At 69.4% G+C, this 15,973-nt stretch carries 17 protein-coding genes; 7 read left to right on the top strand and 10 right to left on the bottom strand.

Features of this window, described 5'->3' with window-relative positions:
• The first annotated feature begins 48 nt into the window (after positions 1-48).
• The gene (gene pxpA, locus RY94_RS06765) at positions 49-780 is read left to right on the top strand and encodes a 5-oxoprolinase subunit PxpA (RefSeq protein ID WP_043442981.1); all 732 of its coding nucleotides are present in this window, start codon (positions 49-51) and stop codon (positions 778-780) included.
• 567 nt (positions 781-1,347) lie between these two features.
• Here the strand turns inward: pxpA and RY94_RS17725 are convergent.
• The 5 genes from RY94_RS17725 to RY94_RS06790 all read right to left on the bottom strand — a co-directional run bounded on the left by RY94_RS17725 (position 1,348) and on the right by RY94_RS06790 (position 4,327).
• A complete protein-coding gene (locus RY94_RS17725) occupies positions 1,348-1,569 on the bottom strand; it encodes a hypothetical protein (protein WP_156135049.1) in 222 nt (73 codons plus the stop codon).
• A 277-nt stretch (positions 1,570-1,846) separates the two neighbouring features.
• Positions 1,847-2,182, bottom strand: coding sequence for a GYD domain-containing protein (locus RY94_RS06775; RefSeq protein ID WP_043442984.1), 336 nt, complete (start codon positions 2,180-2,182; stop codon positions 1,847-1,849).
• Positions 2,183-2,294: 112 nt separating this feature from the next.
• Positions 2,295-3,062, bottom strand: a complete 768-nt coding sequence (locus RY94_RS06780) for an SCO1664 family protein (RefSeq protein WP_043442986.1) — start codon at positions 3,060-3,062, stop codon at positions 2,295-2,297.
• Positions 3,062-3,610, bottom strand: a complete 549-nt coding sequence (locus tag RY94_RS06785) for a DUF3090 domain-containing protein (protein ID WP_043442988.1) — start codon at positions 3,608-3,610, stop codon at positions 3,062-3,064. Before RY94_RS06785 ends, RY94_RS06780 begins: the two co-directional genes overlap by 1 nt.
• Before the next feature lie 9 nt (positions 3,611-3,619).
• On the bottom strand, positions 3,620-4,327 hold the full coding sequence (locus tag RY94_RS06790) for an MSMEG_4193 family putative phosphomutase (protein WP_043442991.1): 708 nt from the start codon (positions 4,325-4,327) through the stop codon (positions 3,620-3,622).
• Between the two features lie 224 nt (positions 4,328-4,551).
• Here RY94_RS06790 and RY94_RS06795 point away from each other — a divergent pair, with 224 nt between their 5' ends.
• From RY94_RS06795 to RY94_RS06805, 3 genes are all read left to right on the top strand, one after another.
• Entirely contained in the window at positions 4,552-5,634 is a 1,083-nt protein-coding gene (locus tag RY94_RS06795) for a TerC family protein (RefSeq protein ID WP_043442993.1), read from the top strand.
• A 197-nt stretch (positions 5,635-5,831) separates the two neighbouring features.
• Positions 5,832-6,662 carry an oxidoreductase gene (locus RY94_RS06800; RefSeq protein ID WP_043442995.1) on the top strand — a complete coding sequence of 277 codons (831 nt, stop codon included), beginning with the start codon at positions 5,832-5,834 and terminating at the stop codon, positions 6,660-6,662.
• Positions 6,663-6,702: 40 nt separating this feature from the next.
• Positions 6,703-7,587, top strand: a complete 885-nt coding sequence (locus RY94_RS06805; protein ID WP_043442997.1) for an NAD-dependent epimerase/dehydratase family protein — start codon at positions 6,703-6,705, stop codon at positions 7,585-7,587.
• A 20-nt stretch (positions 7,588-7,607) separates the two neighbouring features.
• On the opposite strand, the gene RY94_RS06810 is transcribed toward RY94_RS06805, so the two are convergent.
• The 3 genes from RY94_RS06810 to RY94_RS06820 form a co-directional block, all read right to left on the bottom strand.
• Positions 7,608-8,825 carry a cation:proton antiporter domain-containing protein gene (locus tag RY94_RS06810; RefSeq protein ID WP_043442998.1) on the bottom strand — a complete coding sequence of 406 codons (1,218 nt, stop codon included), beginning with the start codon at positions 8,823-8,825 and terminating at the stop codon, positions 7,608-7,610.
• Between the two features lie 63 nt (positions 8,826-8,888).
• Complete coding sequence (locus tag RY94_RS06815; RefSeq protein ID WP_043443000.1) at positions 8,889-10,046, bottom strand: glutamate--cysteine ligase; 1,158 nt, start codon at positions 10,044-10,046, stop codon at positions 8,889-8,891.
• A 16-nt stretch (positions 10,047-10,062) separates the two neighbouring features.
• Positions 10,063-10,485 (bottom strand): hypothetical protein, encoded by a 423-nt coding sequence (locus RY94_RS06820; protein ID WP_043443002.1) that lies wholly within the window; start codon positions 10,483-10,485, stop codon positions 10,063-10,065.
• 176 nt (positions 10,486-10,661) lie between these two features.
• On the opposite strand from RY94_RS06820, the gene RY94_RS06825 reads away from it, so the two are divergent.
• Positions 10,662-12,530, top strand: coding sequence for an alkyl/aryl-sulfatase (locus RY94_RS06825; RefSeq protein WP_043443004.1), 1,869 nt, complete (start codon positions 10,662-10,664; stop codon positions 12,528-12,530).
• The gene (locus tag RY94_RS06830; RefSeq protein ID WP_043443006.1) at positions 12,527-13,195 is read left to right on the top strand and encodes a GAP family protein; all 669 of its coding nucleotides are present in this window, start codon (positions 12,527-12,529) and stop codon (positions 13,193-13,195) included. Before RY94_RS06825 ends, RY94_RS06830 begins: the two co-directional genes overlap by 4 nt.
• 21 nt (positions 13,196-13,216) lie before the next feature.
• Here RY94_RS06830 and RY94_RS06835 read toward each other — a convergent pair whose 3' ends face one another.
• Positions 13,217-14,488 carry an LssY C-terminal domain-containing protein gene (locus tag RY94_RS06835; protein ID WP_052274037.1) on the bottom strand — a complete coding sequence of 424 codons (1,272 nt, stop codon included), beginning with the start codon at positions 14,486-14,488 and terminating at the stop codon, positions 13,217-13,219.
• Between the two features lie 167 nt (positions 14,489-14,655).
• Here RY94_RS06835 and RY94_RS06840 point away from each other — a divergent pair, with 167 nt between their 5' ends.
• Entirely contained in the window at positions 14,656-15,456 is an 801-nt protein-coding gene (locus tag RY94_RS06840) for a CPBP family intramembrane glutamic endopeptidase (RefSeq protein ID WP_156135050.1), read from the top strand.
• A gap of 25 nt (positions 15,457-15,481) precedes the next feature.
• Here RY94_RS06840 and RY94_RS06845 read toward each other — a convergent pair whose 3' ends face one another.
• Positions 15,482-15,946 (bottom strand): GyrI-like domain-containing protein, encoded by a 465-nt coding sequence (locus RY94_RS06845; RefSeq protein ID WP_052274038.1) that lies wholly within the window; start codon positions 15,944-15,946, stop codon positions 15,482-15,484.
• Positions 15,947-15,973 lie beyond the last annotated feature (27 nt).

Genomic DNA, 15,973 nt, shown 5'->3' on the forward strand with positions numbered 1-15,973 from the left:
AGACGCACACGCAGGCCACGCCGCATCGAAGCAGAGAATGGACCCTTGATGATCACGCTCAACGCCGACATGGGCGAAGCCCTGGGTATTCACTCCTTCGGCAATGACCCGGCGCTGCTGCCGCTGGTCGACACCGTCAATGTGGCGTGCGGGTTTCACTCCGGGGACCCATCCACCATGCGGCAGACCGTCGAGGCCGCCCTTGAGCACGGTGTTACGGTCGGCGCTCACCCTGGCCTGCCTGACCTCGTTGGCTTCGGCCGCCGCGAGATGAAGCTCGACAAGAGTGAGGTCCGGGACCTGGTGCAGTACCAGGTCGGCGCGCTGGTCGGCTTCCTCGGCTCGGCCGGTGCACCACTGAACCACATCAAACCCCACGGCGCCCTCTACGGGATGCTGGCCCGTGACGAGGACCTGATGGATGCCCTCTGCGACGTGGCACTCCACTACGGCGTACCAGTCCTCGGGCTGCCCGGGACGGCTCACGAACGAACTGCCAGCCGCCGCAATGTGCCATTTGTTGCCGAGTTCTACGCGGACCTCAGCTACGGGGACGACGGGATCGTCGTCGTGGAGCGACACGGAAAGCAACGCACCCCCGACGAATTCGCTGACAGGCTCCGCACCGCCATCACTACAGGATCCGTCATCACTACCACCGGCAACGAGCTGCCCGTCCGGGTGGAATCGGTGTGCATCCACTCCGACCTGCCCGCCGCACACTCCAACGCCCGTATCGCCCGCGACGTCATCAACGAGTACCCACGCGCTCGGACATAGGTCGCTGCCTCGCTTCGGGCACTCAGGACAGCATCTGCGCTTTCGCGTCCTCATTAGTTGCGCCCTCGGCGCTCACCTGGTCCAGCGCCGCGCCTCGAATGACTCCCGTAACAACCGTCAGGCCAGCCTATCGGCGGCATCGTCCGTGGCTTCCTCGGCGTCGACCGTAACCGGATGATCACCGATGTCGCCAAGCCTGCCTTGGGCCCGAGCAGCAGCCGGTGATCGCCGCCGCGATGACGATTCTCACCGCGGGAGCACCCCGCTCAACTGTCACCGGCGACGAATAGCCTATGGGCGGACTCATCACCAGCAAGAGAAGCCAGCCATGATCACCCACCCCGGCGAATACCACGACGCAGACTCGAAGACACCGGTCCCGCAGTCCCGGCGGACTCTCGAGCTCATCGATCGGGGCCGGCTGATGCCCCCGCTTCCGATCCAGGTAGCCCTGCGTGAGCGTCGTTCCGCCCCGGTGCTAACGCTGCCTTCACTGCCGCCGGTCATCGACGTAGAGGCGGCCTAGGAGCTTGCGATGAGCTGAGCGGGCAGCAGTCTCACACATGCCTACCCCTCCACCAAGGCAGAAGGGTAGGTGTCTGCTTCTGTCGATGAACAGAAATGGAGAAAACTCAGTGATTCGTCGCCCTGCCGGAAACTCTTCACGGCATCACGGAACTCAGCGATCCGGCCGGCCAGCTCCGGCGGGGCCGTTCTGGCGATTTCGTCGATCTCGAGCAGCATGCCCAGCGGATCTGTGCCTAGCTGTTCAGGTGCAGTGCGCACCATGTCGACGATGCGAGCACAGGCGTCGTCGATGGTGTCGGCACGACGGATCTCCTGTTCGGATCGGGTAACCCGGTCAACGCATCACAAGCATCTCACCCTACTGCTGAGCAGGCCCGAAACTGTCTCGCAACTGACCTCACAGTCAGAGATCCGCCCCTGCTCACGAGTGTCCGATAATCGGCGGGCGGGGTCCGGCCAGAGCATGACTTGTGCTGAACAGCAGCGACTCCGGAGTCAGTGCAGGAGAGCCACAGAAGGCGCGTCGGCGTCCTATAGGTCAGGAGTGTTGGGTTCCAGGAGGCCGGTACTTGATCTGCTCGGCCTTGCGCATGGCTTCCATCGTCTCGTCGACGGTCAGCAGCACTGTCGTCTCGAGCGAACTCAGTGCGCCGCCCCCGCTGATCGCCAGTGCAACTGACGCCATGGAGACGTTGTCGGGCGCCTCCCACAGGTTGTAGCCGTCGTGGGCGCCGAAGGCGTACCAGAATCCGTGCAGCTTCCCTCCGACGGATTCAATGTACGCTCGGGCGGCTTTTTCGCGGTCCTCGGGAGCGTTGATCAGCCTCGCCCAGGTCTCCGGTGTGTAGCTGAACTTCGATAGGTAGAGCGGCATCGTCTCGTCCCTTCATTCACTGCCGGACGTGCGGATCCACCAAGAATGGCAGCTTGCACCGAGGCCAGCAATGGGTAAGGGTACAGCCTCATCCAGGACCGCGTTAGTCCCCTCAGAACAGCGGCCAGGGCACCGCGGACATCTCACCTCTCGGACCCGGAAACCGCCCGGTCGCACGTAGGGCGGCACAGCGTGCGGTGAGCGACGAGACCTCCTCGGCGGTGAGCAACTCCGCCAGGTGTCGGCCCAGAACACCCCGCAGCCCTTCGCTGACACGACCGACGCCCTCGAGTTCGTCGGCCGTCAGCTCATCGCCGATCCACCCCCACAGCACCGTGCGCAGCTTGTGGTCGCTGTGGAACGTGAGCCCATGGTCCACGCCGTAGCGGTGCCCGTCCGCGACGGCAAGAATGTGGTCGCCCTTCCGGTCGGCATTGTTGGCGACGACGTCGAACACCGCCATGCGCCTCAGCACCGGGGTGTCCTCGTGCACGAGGGCGACGATCCGCCCGCTTTCGTCCTGACCCTCGAGGACCTGCTTCCACCCGGCCTCCGGCACCTCGTCCGCCGCGACGAGGTCCACGGCGCTCTGGTCGGCATCCGTCTCCTGCCAGAGCTGCACCATGCCCTCACCGAACGGACCGTCGCGCAGCCAGGTGCGCGGCACGATGTTCCAGCCGAGGACCTCCGACACCAGGTAGGCGGCGACTTCCCGGTGCGCCAGGAAGCCGTCGGGGAAATCCCACAGCGGCTTCTCGCCCCGGATCGGCTTGTACACGACCGCCGTGTCGCCGATGCTGCCCAGGAAGGTGGCGTTCGACGCCGTCGTGATGCGGCCGGTGAGCGTCAGCTCGGCGGTCACGAGGTCGGGCGCCGGCATCAGACCTCGGGGATGGCGCAGATGTGCCCGTCGGCATCGATGGGCTGCCCGCAGATCACGCAAATCGGGCGGCCCGCGCCCACGATCTCCCGGGTGCGCTTGGTGAAGGCACGGGCGGTCCCCACCGGCATGCGCACCAGCAGCATCTCGGAGGCGTCGGCCTCATCGTCGTCGAGCAGCGCGGCGTCGTCGTCGGTCTCGGGCAGCGGGTAGGCCTCGATGACCACCTGCGCCGTCGCCGGGTCCCACCCCAGGCTCATCGCACCGGTGCGGAACTGCTCATCGACGGTCTCGAGCTGGTCGTTGTCGACGAGTTCGATGGGCGTGCTCGTGGGAACGCTGAAGGGATTGCCGTCCAGGGTGCTGAGCTCGTCGAGGATCTCGTCGATCTTCTCGGCGAGCAGCGCCGACTGCTGCTTCTCCAGCGCGATACTCACGAGCTGGGACCCCGAGCGCACCTGCAGGTAGAACGTGCGCGCCCCCGGGAGGCCGATGGTGCCGACGACAACGCGGTCAGGCCAGGCGAACTCGTGAACAGTTGTAGGCATAGGAGTATTTTAGGCCGACGAGGTGCGTGCCGCCGTCGGCCCTGCGCCGCCGCCCACCGGCGCATCGCCGGAGACGGTGCCCTTCGCCAGCCACGACAGGTCCCCGGCATCGGTGTTGGTCGCATGAACGCTCGGCCGGCTGGAGCCGTACTGCACGATCGACACCGAGGCGGGGCCCACGCTGATGCGCTGGAACAGGTCGAGGTGCATGCCGTAGGCGTCCGCGAGGATCGACTTGATGATGTCGCCGTGGCTCACCGCCACCCACACGGCGCCGGGCCCGAACTCGGCTTCGAAGGCTGCATCGTGGCGTCGGATCGCCGCCACCGACCGCGCCTGCATCGCGGCCATGGATTCGCCGCCGGGGAAGGTGACGGCGGAGGGCTGCGACTGCACGACCGGCCACAGGGGCTCGGTGGCGAGATCACTGAGCAGGCGGCCCTGCCACTGGCCGTAATCGCACTCGGTGAGATCGGCATCGATCGGCGCATGCGGGGTGCCGGTCTGGCGATCGAGGATGAACCGCGCGGTCTGCTGGCACCGCTCGAGAGGGCTGGACACCACGCCGACCACGGGCACGGCGGCAAGCCGGTCACCGGTCACGGCGGCCTGGTCGCGCCCCGTCTCGTCCAGGCCGACGCCGACGGTCCTGCCGGCCAGCAGCCCGGTGGCATTCGCTGTGGTGCGGCCGTGCCGCACGAGGATTACTGTCGCCATCCACCCAGCCTAGCCACCCGCCCCACGGCGGTGGCCGCTCGCGCCCCGGGAATACGCACGGCCAGGCGTACGCTAGGCTTTTCATATCAAGGGGAGTACTCCCGTCTGTGATCGGCCCGTCAATACGGATGCACTGAAGCATCCCGGGCCCATCGGTTCCGGTTCCGTCCGGGCGGAGGAGACCTTGGCGCCTATGTCCGACGCCTACCCTTTGGAGTACCCACATGCAGGTCACCCCCACGATCTGGCTGATCACGATCGCCGTGACGATCCTCTTCTTCGTCTACGAGTTCTTCGCGCACGTGCGCAAACCCCACGAACCCACCATCGGTGAATCGGCCCGCTGGTCCGCGTTCTACATCGGCCTCGCCCTGCTCTTCGGCGTGGGCATCGGCATGGTCTCCGGCTGGGACTTCGGCGGCGAGTACTTCGCCGGCTACCTCACGGAGAAGGCCCTGTCGATCGACAACCTCTTCGTATTCCTGATCGTGATGACGGGCTTCGCGGTCCCGAAGAAGTACCAGCAGAAGGTGCTGATGGTCGGCATCATCATCGCGCTCATCCTCCGCGGCGGGTTCATCGCCATCGGCGCGAGCCTGATCGAGAACTTCTCCTGGATCTTCTACATCTTCGGTGCCCTGCTGCTCTTCCTGGCCTACAAGCAGGCGTTCGGCAGCCACGACGCCAACCCGGCCGACGGCAAGTTCATGCAGATGGTCCGCCGCGTCCTGCCGGTCACCGACGAGTACCACGGGGACAAGCTCACCGTGAAGAAGGGCGGCAAGCGCTTCGTCACCCCGATGCTGCTCACCATCATCGCGATCGGCTTCGTGGACCTCATCTTCGCCGTCGATTCCATCCCCGCGATCTACGGCCTGACCAACGAGGCGTACATCGTCTTCACGGCCAACGCCTTCGCCCTGATGGGCCTGCGCCAGCTGTTCTTCCTCATCGGCGGACTGCTCGAACGCCTGGTCTACCTCGCGCAGGGGCTCGCCGTCATCCTCGCGTTCATCGGCGTGAAGCTCGTCTTCCACGCCCTGCACGTCAACGAGCTGTCCTTCATCAACGGCGGGCAGCCGCTCCTCTGGGTCCCCGAGATCCCCATCTGGTTCTCGCTGCTGTTCATCGGCGCCACCATCACGGTCGCCACCATCGCGAGCCTGCTCAAGACCCGGGGCGACGACGCCAGGAACGACCGCGAGACGGTGCAGGACGAGCCGGTGATCGCGGCCGAGCCGGAGGATCGCACCGACGGTTCGCCAGTGGACGAGACCACGGGCTCGACGCGCGGCGCCGCCAAGTAGCAACAGGTCGACGGCCGCCGGTACCCCCACCTGCGGGGTGCCGGTGGCGTATCCGGCCCGGACCGTACCGCAGATCGGCACGGCGCGGCCCTCCCCGCCCTTCCGGCGCGTATTCCGTCATGGTTTGGACGGAACCACGGACTCTGGCGTTGACTGGTACGTACCCGGTGGAACGCCGGCGCCCTCGAGGAGACACCATGACCACCTGGCTGATCACCGGCTGCTCGACCGGACTCGGTCGCGCCCTCGCAGAGGCCGCGCTGCAGCGCGGCGACACCGTGGTGGCCACCGCCCGCGATGCCTCGAAGGTCGAGGATCTCGCAGCGATGTACCCCGACACGGCGCTCGCCCTCTCCCTCGATGTGACGGACCCCGGCCAGGTGCAGGCGGCGGTGCGGCGCGGTACCGAGACGTTCGGCGGGATCGACGTGCTGGTCAACAACGCCGGCTACGGATACCGCGCCGCCGTGGAGGAGGGTGACGACGACGACGTGCGCACCCTGTTCGACACGCACTTCTTCGGCACGGTGGACATGACCAAGGCCGTCCTGCCCCAGATGCGCTCCCGCCGCTCGGGCATCATCGTGAACCTGTCCTCGATCGGCGCGAGGGTCACCCCGGCCGGGTCCGGCTACTACGCAGCCGTAAAGGCCGCGATCGAAGGGCTCACCGGGTCACTGCGCAAGGAACTGCAACCCCTGGGTATCACGGCGATCGTCGTGGAACCCGGCGGATTCAGGACGGACTTCTCCGGCCGATCCCTCCAGCAGTCCGCGGAAGCCATCGACGACTACGCCGACACCGCGGGCAGGCGCCGCAAGGAGAACGACACCAGCCACGGGACGCAGCCCGGGGACCCTGCCAAGGCCGCGGCGGCCATCATCACCGCGGTGGATTCCACCGACGCACCCGAAGTGCTCATCCTCGGGGCCGACGCGACCACCGCCCACGCCGACGTCCTCCGGGCGCAGCTCGCCTCGCTCGAGACCTGGCGGCGTGTCAGTGAGAGCACCGGCATCGACGAGTAGCCGCCCTGCCAATCGACCCGCATCAACCCGAGGAGACACCATGAAGGTCCTGATCACCGGCGCCCACGGAAAGGTCGGTCGCGCCACCACGCAGGCGATGATCGCCGCCGGACACGAAGTGCACGCCACCGACCTCACGCGGCCCGGCTTCGAACGCAAGGCCGACGACGCCCCCCGGTACACGATGGCGGATCTCACCGACGCGGGGGAGGCCTACGCCGTCGTCCACGGCGCGGATGCCGTGGTGCACATCGCCGCGATCCCCGAGCCGACCGGCAACCCGCCCCACATCGTGTTCCAGACCAACCTGATGGCCACGTTCAACGTGCTCGAAGCGGCCATCCGATTCGGCGTCAAGCGCTTCGTCTACATCTCGAGCGAGACCGTCCCCGGGTTCTTCTTCCCCGAGCGTGACTTCCTGCCCGACTACGCCCCCGTGGACGAGGAGCACCCGATCCACCCGCAGGACCCCTACGCCCTGTCGAAGCATTTCGGCGAGCAGCTCATGGACGCCGCGGTGGCCCGGGCGGACATCCGGTGTATCTCCATCCGGCCCAGTTGGGTCCAGTTCGAGGGCAACTACGAGCACAACCTCGGGCCGCAGATCCGCGACGCCTCGGTCCTCAGCCCCAACCTCTGGAGCTACATCGACGTCTACGACCTGGCCGACGCGATCGTCCTCGCCACCGGGTCGGACCTGCCGGGGCACGAGGTCTTCTACATCGCATCCCCCGACAACGTGGGCGGCTACGACTTCGCCGAGATCCTCACGAAGTACTACGGCGACCAGATCGAACTGCGCGGACTGGACCGGACGGACGCCTCGGGCATCTCCAGCCGGAAAGCCCAGGAGCTGCTCGGGTGGGAACCCCGGCGGTCATGGCGCGACTACCTCGATGCGGACGGGAAAGCCCTCCCGAAGTAGACCGCGATCGGCGGCGCTTCCTACGGCCGGGCCGCGGGAGGGTTCGACGTCGACGCTGCCGCCGCCCGCCCGTACCGCGCGGCCAGTGGCGCGGCGCTGAGCCCGTGGGCCAGGACGCTGAGGAGGATGGTGACGGTGATGATCGCCACGGCGTCGTCGGCCTCGGGTCCGAGCGCCTCCAGCGCGAGCAGGGCGAACACGATGGACGCCAGGCCGCGCGGACCGAACCAGCCCACGAACAGCACGGTGTTGCGGTCCAGGCCGGTGCCGATCAGGGACAGGGCCACGGGCACCATGCGCACCACCGTGAGGCTGAGCACCGCGTAGACGACGGTCAGCACGGTGATGCGGTCCAGCACGATGGCGACGGTGACGGCACCGAAGACCGACCACACGAGGATCGACACCAGGCTGCTCGTCTGCTCGAGGAACACCAGCTCGCCCTCGGCGCGGGGGCCGGCGAACCTGCCGAACGCCAGCCCTGCGCAGAAGGCCGCGACGAATCCGTTGCCGCCCACCTCGACGGCGCCGGCGTAGGCCAGCAGGGCCAGGGCCAGGACGCCGATGCCCAGGAACTCCTCGGCGGCGCTCCCGCGTCGGCGGGCGCGCCGCAGCAGCCACCCACCTGCGCCGCCGACCGCCGCACCCGCCGCCACGCCGATGAGCAGCGTGATCACCGCAGGCCCGGCACCCTCGGCACCCTCCACGCCGGCGGCAGCGGCCGCTCCTGCGATGGCCAGCAGGACCACGGGGGTGGTGATGCCGTCATTCAGGCCGCTCTCCACGGTGAGCAGCCTGCGGATCCGCGACGGTACGGCCGGGTTCGTCACCACGGGGAGCCCCAGGGCGGCGTCCGTCGGGGCCAGCGCCGCAGCCACCACGAAGGCCAGCCACAGTCCCTGCTGCGGGAACAACCAGGCGGCCAGCGCCCATCCGGCCAGGATCGTCAGGGGCAGCCCGAGGCCGAGGAGCCGCACGAGCCGGCCCACGTCCTCGCGCAGCTGCTGCACCCGTAATCGGGCGGCGTCGGAGAAGAGCACCCACACCAGGGTGACCTCGACCAGGGGAGCGAACGTCTCGGGGATCGTGGAGCCGTCCACCAGGCCGAGCCCCGCCAGGGCCCCTCCGAGGACGAGGAACACGATCGACGGCGTCAGATCGGCCCGTTGCAGGCGCGCCGAGACCAGCGCCCACCCGAAGAGGGCCGCGGAGACGAGGACGATGGTCACCTCGTTCATGGGGGACCTCCTGGCGCGTCGGTGCACTGCGCCCGGGACCAGGGAGGACCGCCGTCCATCAGCTCAGCCGACCCCGGGGTCCACGGCGCCGGCCGTGGCGCCGCCCCGGTCGAAGGAGTGGGTGACCTCCACGGCATCGGTGACCACATCCGCCAGCCGGCCGGTGCGGTGAAGGACGGCGCGTTGCCGGTCGGCGCCGGTGCCGCGCTCGAGCAGCCGGACGAGCCCGTCCACCACGGCTTCGGTGTCCCCGGCCTCGTCCAGGGCGGGCAGCACATGGTTCAGCAGGGCCGCCACCACATCCCACGCCGGGGCGGGGCGCCCCGTCAGCGGATGCACGAGATCCGCCCCCAGCCCGGACAGCCTCGCCTGCCAGCCGGCGAGGCGCAGGGCCGGAGCGGAGATCTTCGCCGGCGGCAGGCCCGCGCGCCAGTCCCGGGCCGCGGTCTCCACGAGGCCACGCGCCAGGGCGGCGATCAGCCCGGCGTCGTCGGCGAACAGGCACACGTCGGCCACCCGGATCTCCACCGTCGGATAGGTGTGGGACAGCCGGGCATCGAAGTAGAGCATCTTGCGGTCCAGGAGGACGCCGGTGGCCATCAGCTCCTCCTCCCGGGCACGGTAGGCGTCCACCGACCCGTACACCGGTGAGGGTCCGGCCGAGGGCCACCCCTGCCAGACCTGCGAGCGGTAGCTGGTGAAGCCGGTGTCCTGCCCGTTGATGAAGGGGGAGTTCGCGCTCAGGGCCACCAGCACCGGCAGCCAGTTGCGGATGCGGTCCAGCACTCCCACGCCTTCCCGCGGGGACGTCACGAAGACGTGGATGTGCATGCCGCACGTCAGGTTCTCCCGGGCGAGGACGCCGTAGCGGTCGATGATCGTGCCGAACCGCGCCGTCGGGTGGACGTGCGGGGTCCCGGGCAACGGGGACGTGGCCAGGGCGGCGGCACGCGCCCCGACCGCGCGGGCAGCCCGGTCCGCGACGGCACGCCCGACGACGACGTCCGATACCAGCCGCACCAGCGCGCGGGGTGCGGAGGAGACCACTTCGATCATCTCCTGCTGCAGTTCGGCCTCGAGCTTCGGTCCCGCGGTGTCCTCCCCGGCCTCCGCGTACTCCTCGAGCAGGGCCCAGGAGGCAGCGAGCGGCTGACCGGTGGCACCGTCGACGAGGAGGAGTTCCTCCTCCACGCCGAACGTCCGCACTCCCTCGGCGTTCACGGGGTGTCCTCCACGGTCAGCCGCACCCGAGTTCGGCGATGTACTCGTCGCGCGTGACGTCGATCTTGGCGACTTCCGCCCGGAGGACGGCGGCGCGCTCGAGCAGCGGGGCGTTGTCGGGGACCGCGTCGACCGCCGTCTGGAACTCCCCGACGGACTTGTTCAGGGCTTCCCTCTTGTCCTCGGCCACGTCCCCGCCCTCCTCCATCAGATCCTCGAAGGTCCGCTGGACCTCCTCGCGTGCCGCCTGGACCTCGTCGACGGTCGTGTCCGGACTGAGGGAGGCCGTGAAATCCTTCACCGCGGTCCGGAAGGCTTCGGCGGAGGCACAGGCCTGGTCGGTGTTCTCGCTCGGGGTGGGTGAACTGCAGCCGGCCAGCAGGGCCGCGACCGCCCCACACATGATCAGTCCGGCCAGAACGGGTTTCCTCGTCGACATGGAGCGTTCCTTCCTTGGAGCGCGGTGGTGGTGCGGCCGTGCCGGTCGCCGGTGGTCTGGCCATTCTTGGTCGCTGCCGCCGCCCCTGTCCTCACCCGGAAAGGATGTTGCTCGCCCCCGGGGAGGTGTCCAGAGTGGGGAGGCAGAGTCCACCCGCGCAGGAGCGAGGCCACGCCATGCAGCAGAAACGCGCAACACCACCCATCGAACACGCGCACCGCGCGGCCCTGCAGTCCCTCCCGTTCTCGGACACCCGCGACTTCGAGAACGCGGACCGCGGCTTCATCGCCCGCGGCACGGGCGTCGTCACCGCCGACGACGGCAGGGTGGTCTGGGACAACGAGAGCTACTCCTTCCTCGCGGGCGACGCGCCGACGACGGTGCACCCGAGCCTCTGGCGGCAGTCGCAGCTCGCCGCGAAGCAGGGCCTGTACGAGGTCGTGGAGGGCATCTACCAGGTGCGTGGCTTCGACCTGTCGATCATCACCTTCGTGGAGGGCGACGCCGGGGTGATCGTCATCGATCCACTGATCTCCACCGAGACGGCGGCCGCCGCCCTTGCGCTGTACCGGGAGCACCGCGGCGCCCGCGCGGTGGTCGCGGTGATCTACAGTCACAGCCACGTGGACCACTTCGGCGGAGTCTTCGGCGTCACCTCCCAGGCGGACGCCGATGCCGGGCTGGTCGAGATCATCGCCCCCGAGGGATTCACGGGCCACGCGGTCGCGGAGAACGTCTACGCTGGGACGGCGATGGCGCGGCGGGCCGGATACATGTACGGGGCGTCCCTCGCCCGGGGTCCGCAGGGCCAGGTGGGCACCGGGCTCGGACAGACGGCCTCCAGCGGGGAAGTCGGCCTGATCGTCCCGACGGTGCTCATCACCGCAACGGGCCGGATCCACACCGTCGACGGCGTCGAGATCGAGTTCCAGCTCGCGCCCGGCTCCGAGGCGCCCGCCGAGATGCACTTCTATTTCCCCCGCTTCCGTGCTCTCTGCCTCGCGGAGAACGCCACACACACCCAGCACAATCTCCTGACCCTGCGCGGTGCACTCGTACGGGACCCGCACCTCTGGGCCGGGTACCTCACCGAGGCCATCGGCCTGTTCGCCGACCGCTCCGACGTCGCCTTCGCCTCCCACCACTGGCCCACCTGGGGGCGTGCCGAGATCGTCGAGTTCATCAGCACGCAGCGGGACCTCTACGCCTACCTGCACGACCAGACGCTCCGTCACCTGAACCAGGGCCTCACCGGCGCCGAGATCGCCGAGCTGATCGAACTCCCGCCGACGCTCGAGAACGCCTGGAACGCGCGCGGCTACTACGGCTCGGTGAGCCACAACGTCAAGGCGATCTACCAGCGCTACATGGGTTGGTTCGACGCCAACCCGGCACGGCTCTGGCCCCACCCGCCGGCCGAACTCGGTGCACGCTACGTGGAGGCGCTCGGCGGGATGGACCGGCTGGTCGACCTCGCGCAGGCCGCGTTCACCGCCGGCGATTTCCGCTGGGCAGCCACCCTCCTCGACCACGCGGTGTTCGCCGACCAGCATCATCCCGCCGCCCGGGCCCTCTACGCCGACACCCTCGAGCAGCTCGGCTACGGCGCAGAGAACGGCACCTGGCGGAATTTCTTCCTCTCCGGCGCCACCGAACTCCGGGAGGGGAACTTCGGGACGCCGGCCTCCACGGCCGCCCCGGCCCTGATCGCGCAGCTCACCCCCGAACAGCTCTTCGACGCCATCGCCATCTCCGTGAACGGCCCGAGGGCGTGGTCCCTCGACCTCGCCGTCGTCGTCGTCTTCGCGGACCTCGACCGGCGTTACCGTCTCACCCTCAGGAACGGGGTGCTGACCACCACCCGCTGCGGAGCGGACACGACGGCGGAGCTCACGATCACCCTCACCAAGCCGCGCCTGATCGCCCTCGTGGGCGGCGACCTCACCTCGGGGGGGCTCGAAGTCAGCGGCGACGAGGGCGTGCTCACCGCGCTGCTGGGGGTCCTGGACCGGGGCGACCCGGGCTTCCCGATCGATACGCCGTGATCGCCGCGCTCGGGGCCGTCCTGCCCATCGCCGTCGGCGGGATGCTCGCGTCACTGCCCGTCGTGGCGATGGCCGCGGTGCTCGGCACCATCGCCGGTCGGGGCGTGCTGCGCCGTTTCACCCTCGGCTGGCTGGTCGGCATGCTCGCCGTCGGGACCCTCGGGTTGCTGCTGGCGGACGTCGTCACCCTCGCCTCGGACTCGGCGGCCTGGCTGGCGTGGTTGCGGATAGCCCTCGGCGTCGCGCTCATCGCGCTCGCGGCGCGCGCCTTCGTGCGCCGGCCACGGGGCGATGCCGCCCGGGCGAGCCCGAAATGGATGACGACGCTGGAGGGCATGGAGGCGGGCCGGGCCTTCCGGATGGCCTTCCTCCTCGGCTCGGTGAACCCGAAGAACGTCGTGATCGTCCTGTCCGGCGTCGCGACGATCGTCGCGCAGACCGGGGACGTGGGCACCCAGTTCGCGGTGCTCCTGGTGTTCGTGCTGGTGGCGAGTCTCGGCGTCCTGGCACCCCTGGCCGCCCTCACCCTCCTCGGGGACCGCGCCGCGCGTCCGCTGGAGCGCTTCGTGGGATGGTTCGCGCACAACAGCCAGGTGGTCCTCGCGAGCGTGATCCTCCTGCTCGGCGTCGTCGTGCTCTCCGGCGGTCTCGCCGCCCTCGGCTGAGGTACCCGGTGCGCGCCGGGATCACGCCCGGCGGCGGCGCCGGTGCGCGAACTCGCGTGAGCGCTGACTCGACAGGGCGAGGATGAGCAGGATGTCGAGCGAGAGCCCCAGGAGCGTCGTCTCGAACGTCACGGGCGCGCCCGTCCCGAAGGCGACCACGGCCTGGCTCGTGATGGCGGCCGCACTGAGCATCATCGCGGTGATGCGAGCCCTGTTCCCGCCACGCAGCACGAAGCGGGCGAGGACCAGGTCGAAGAGCCCGAACGCGACGAGGACGGTGGCCACGGCGGGGATCACGCGGGCATTCGACCCCGTGGCGGTGACGGCGTCCGTCGCCCCGCCCAGGAGGGCCAGGCCGAGCGCCAGGGCGGCCAGCGCGCGCAGCCCGACGAGGACCGCGCCCACGATGGTGGGGGCCGGCGTCGTCCGCCGCTGGTCCACCGGCGGAAGGGGTGCTTCGGGGTCCGGGTCCACGCCCGTGAGGTCCACGACGGGCAGGTCGCCGTCCGTCGAGATGCTGTCCCCGCCTCCGTTGCGGGAGTGGTAGCCGGTGGAGAAGTCCTCGATGACCCTCACGCCGATGCGGGGGTCCGAGGCCTGGAGGGACGCCAGGACGAAATCCCGCTCCCGGTCCGTGTCCGCCTCGATCTTGTGCGTGATCTGCAGGGTGAACAGCGACAGCCCCACGGAGCGGTCGTACGTGCCCGCGGCCAGCCAGTCGACGGCGATCCCGCCCGGCAGCACCCAGCCGGGCGGGCACGGCCAGAACCGGATATGGTGCCGTTTGCCGGGGTTGCCGTCCACCTCCTGCTGGTAGGCGAGGTCCTGCTGGCGCCCGAAGAGGAACAGCGGGCTGACCGGGGCCTGGTCGTAGCTGCGCCGCCGGAGCGTGGCGGTCACGATCCGCCGGCTGCTGCGGAGGTCGACGGCGTCGGCGAGGATCCATCCGGCGCGGTGCATCGCCGTGTGGAGCTGCTGGGCGCTGCCGAGCAGGGCGACGTTGATCGGGTCGCCGAGCAGGCCGTCGCTCGTCCGCGCCCGGCCGATGAAGTAGTCGGGAAGGTAGATGCGCGTCAGGATGCGGTGCACCCGGGGGAGGACCAGGTAGGCGAGGACCACCCAGAAGACGAGGCCGAACCACAGCTGCCCCCACTGCAGGGTCTCCTCGAGGAGGATGGCGGCGAACCAGACGGCGGCGAGACCGCTGAACGCGAACAGGGCACGATCGAGGATGGTGTCCCGGGCGGCGGCACCATCCTGAGCCGGCAGGACAACACCGGGCTGGGCGGTCATGCGGAGAACAGTACAGCCCTGTCCGGGACTGCAGAAGGGTGCAGGATGCGGTCGGCGCGGTCGTGCTTCCGGCGATCACCCGGGACGGAGGATGCGGGCCGTTTCCCGGCGGCATATGGTCCCGTTGACCGCCAGTGCACCGGCGGACCTGCTCGAAGGGGTCGATCATGCCGCAGTCCAACACCTCCGCCGCCCTCGAACGTGCTCCCCGGATCAGGCCGTCCACAGGGCCTGCCCTGCTGGTCGTGGTGGTCTACGCCGCGGTCTTCACGGTCACGGCGGCGACGTCGGGCATCCCCTACACGGAGTGGTTCGACTCCTCGGCGAACGTCTGGCGCACCGCCGTCCTGCCCCTGGCGGCCGGGACGATCGTCCTCATCGCCTTCCTGTGGTGGTCCCGCTGGGACGGCATCTTCCGGGACAGGGAACGCCTGCGGGTCCCGGTCGTGCTCTGGGTCGCCGTGGCCGCCTTCGTGGTCGGCATCATCCTCCACCTCGTCTTCGTGGACTGGTCCGGGCTGGGCATCGACCTCCTGATCCCGATCCTCGTCGCAGGAGCACTGGTGGGATTCGCCGAGGAGACGCTGTTCCGCGGCATCCTCCTCCGGGGCCTGCGGGCCGACGGCCGCACCGAGGCAACGGTGGCGGTCGGCACGTCGGTGGTCTTCGGTGTGTTCCACCTGACCAACCTGATCACCGGTTCGCCCGTTCCCGCGGTCCTGAACCAGGTGCTGCTCGCGACGATGACCGGGGCCATCCTCTACTCGTTCCGGAGGATCAGCGGGCTCCTGGTTCCGGCGATCGCCGCCCACGCACTGTGGGACATCTCCCTCTTCCTCCCCGCGGCGGACCCGACCACGGCGTCGTCGCTGATCGGTCTCGCCCTCCTGGTCGTCATCCCCGTGCTCGGCCTCATCGCCCTCGTCACGGTGGCCGTCAGGGACCGGCAGACGCCGTCCATGGCGTGAGGCCGAGCGATCGCTGCGCCGCGCGTCAGCCCTGGTGCACGGGCCAGCAGATCTCGGTCCGCCAGTTCGCGGGATCGGGCTCCACCTCCGGGTCGCTGAGATAGGTCTCCCACATCACCGGTCCCGGCGTCAGCGACGAGTCCGCGAAGTAGCGCTCCAGCTCGGAATAGGTGTCCGTCATCGTGTCGTAGGGCCCGGTGTGGGTCGCTGCGGCCACCTGCCCGGCCGGCAGCGTCCCGGGCACCACGTTCCCGGCCGGTGCGATGACCGCAGCCACCGGGAAGCCCGCTTCGACGTCGACGACGGCGCCGGGCGGGCCGTAGTACTTCCCGAACGGCGCTCCGGTGGGGTGCACGCCCTGGGCCTGCAACGCCGCCATCGTGTCCGTGAACGCGCGGGAGAAGAACTCGGTGAGTTCCGTCATCGGCACCTGCTCCCGGACGCCCGCCGTGCGTTGCTCGCCGTGCTCCATGATGTGGATCGTCGCCATGGAGCAACCCTCGTTCTGCCGGCGCGC

The organism is Arthrobacter sp. L77 (assembly GCF_000816565.1).
Classification (GTDB): Bacteria; Actinomycetota; Actinomycetes; order Actinomycetales; family Micrococcaceae; genus Arthrobacter_D; species Arthrobacter_D antioxidans.

Excerpts from the sequence above, each read along its gene's own strand:
- pxpA (WP_043442981.1), top strand. The coding sequence starts at position 49 with ATGATCACGCTCAACGCCGACATGGGCGAAGCCCTGGGTATTCACTCC.
- RY94_RS17725 (WP_156135049.1), bottom strand. The coding sequence starts at position 1,569 with ATGGTGCGCACTGCACCTGAACAGCTAGGCACAGATCCGCTGGGCATG.
- RY94_RS06775 (WP_043442984.1), bottom strand. The coding sequence starts at position 2,182 with ATGCCGCTCTACCTATCGAAGTTCAGCTACACACCGGAGACCTGGGCG.
- RY94_RS06780 (WP_043442986.1), bottom strand. The coding sequence starts at position 3,062 with ATGCCGGCGCCCGACCTCGTGACCGCCGAGCTGACGCTCACCGGCCGC.
- RY94_RS06785 (WP_043442988.1), bottom strand. The coding sequence starts at position 3,610 with ATGCCTACAACTGTTCACGAGTTCGCCTGGCCTGACCGCGTTGTCGTC.
- RY94_RS06790 (WP_043442991.1), bottom strand. The coding sequence starts at position 4,327 with ATGGCGACAGTAATCCTCGTGCGGCACGGCCGCACCACAGCGAATGCC.
- RY94_RS06795 (WP_043442993.1), top strand. The coding sequence starts at position 4,552 with ATGCAGGTCACCCCCACGATCTGGCTGATCACGATCGCCGTGACGATC.
- RY94_RS06800 (WP_043442995.1), top strand. The coding sequence starts at position 5,832 with ATGACCACCTGGCTGATCACCGGCTGCTCGACCGGACTCGGTCGCGCC.
- RY94_RS06805 (WP_043442997.1), top strand. The coding sequence starts at position 6,703 with ATGAAGGTCCTGATCACCGGCGCCCACGGAAAGGTCGGTCGCGCCACC.
- RY94_RS06810 (WP_043442998.1), bottom strand. The coding sequence starts at position 8,825 with ATGAACGAGGTGACCATCGTCCTCGTCTCCGCGGCCCTCTTCGGGTGG.
- RY94_RS06820 (WP_043443002.1), bottom strand. The coding sequence starts at position 10,485 with ATGTCGACGAGGAAACCCGTTCTGGCCGGACTGATCATGTGTGGGGCG.
- RY94_RS06825 (WP_043443004.1), top strand. The coding sequence starts at position 10,662 with ATGCAGCAGAAACGCGCAACACCACCCATCGAACACGCGCACCGCGCG.
- RY94_RS06835 (WP_052274037.1), bottom strand. The coding sequence starts at position 14,488 with ATGACCGCCCAGCCCGGTGTTGTCCTGCCGGCTCAGGATGGTGCCGCC.
- RY94_RS06840 (WP_156135050.1), top strand. The coding sequence starts at position 14,656 with ATGCCGCAGTCCAACACCTCCGCCGCCCTCGAACGTGCTCCCCGGATC.
- RY94_RS06845 (WP_052274038.1), bottom strand. The coding sequence starts at position 15,946 with ATGGCGACGATCCACATCATGGAGCACGGCGAGCAACGCACGGCGGGC.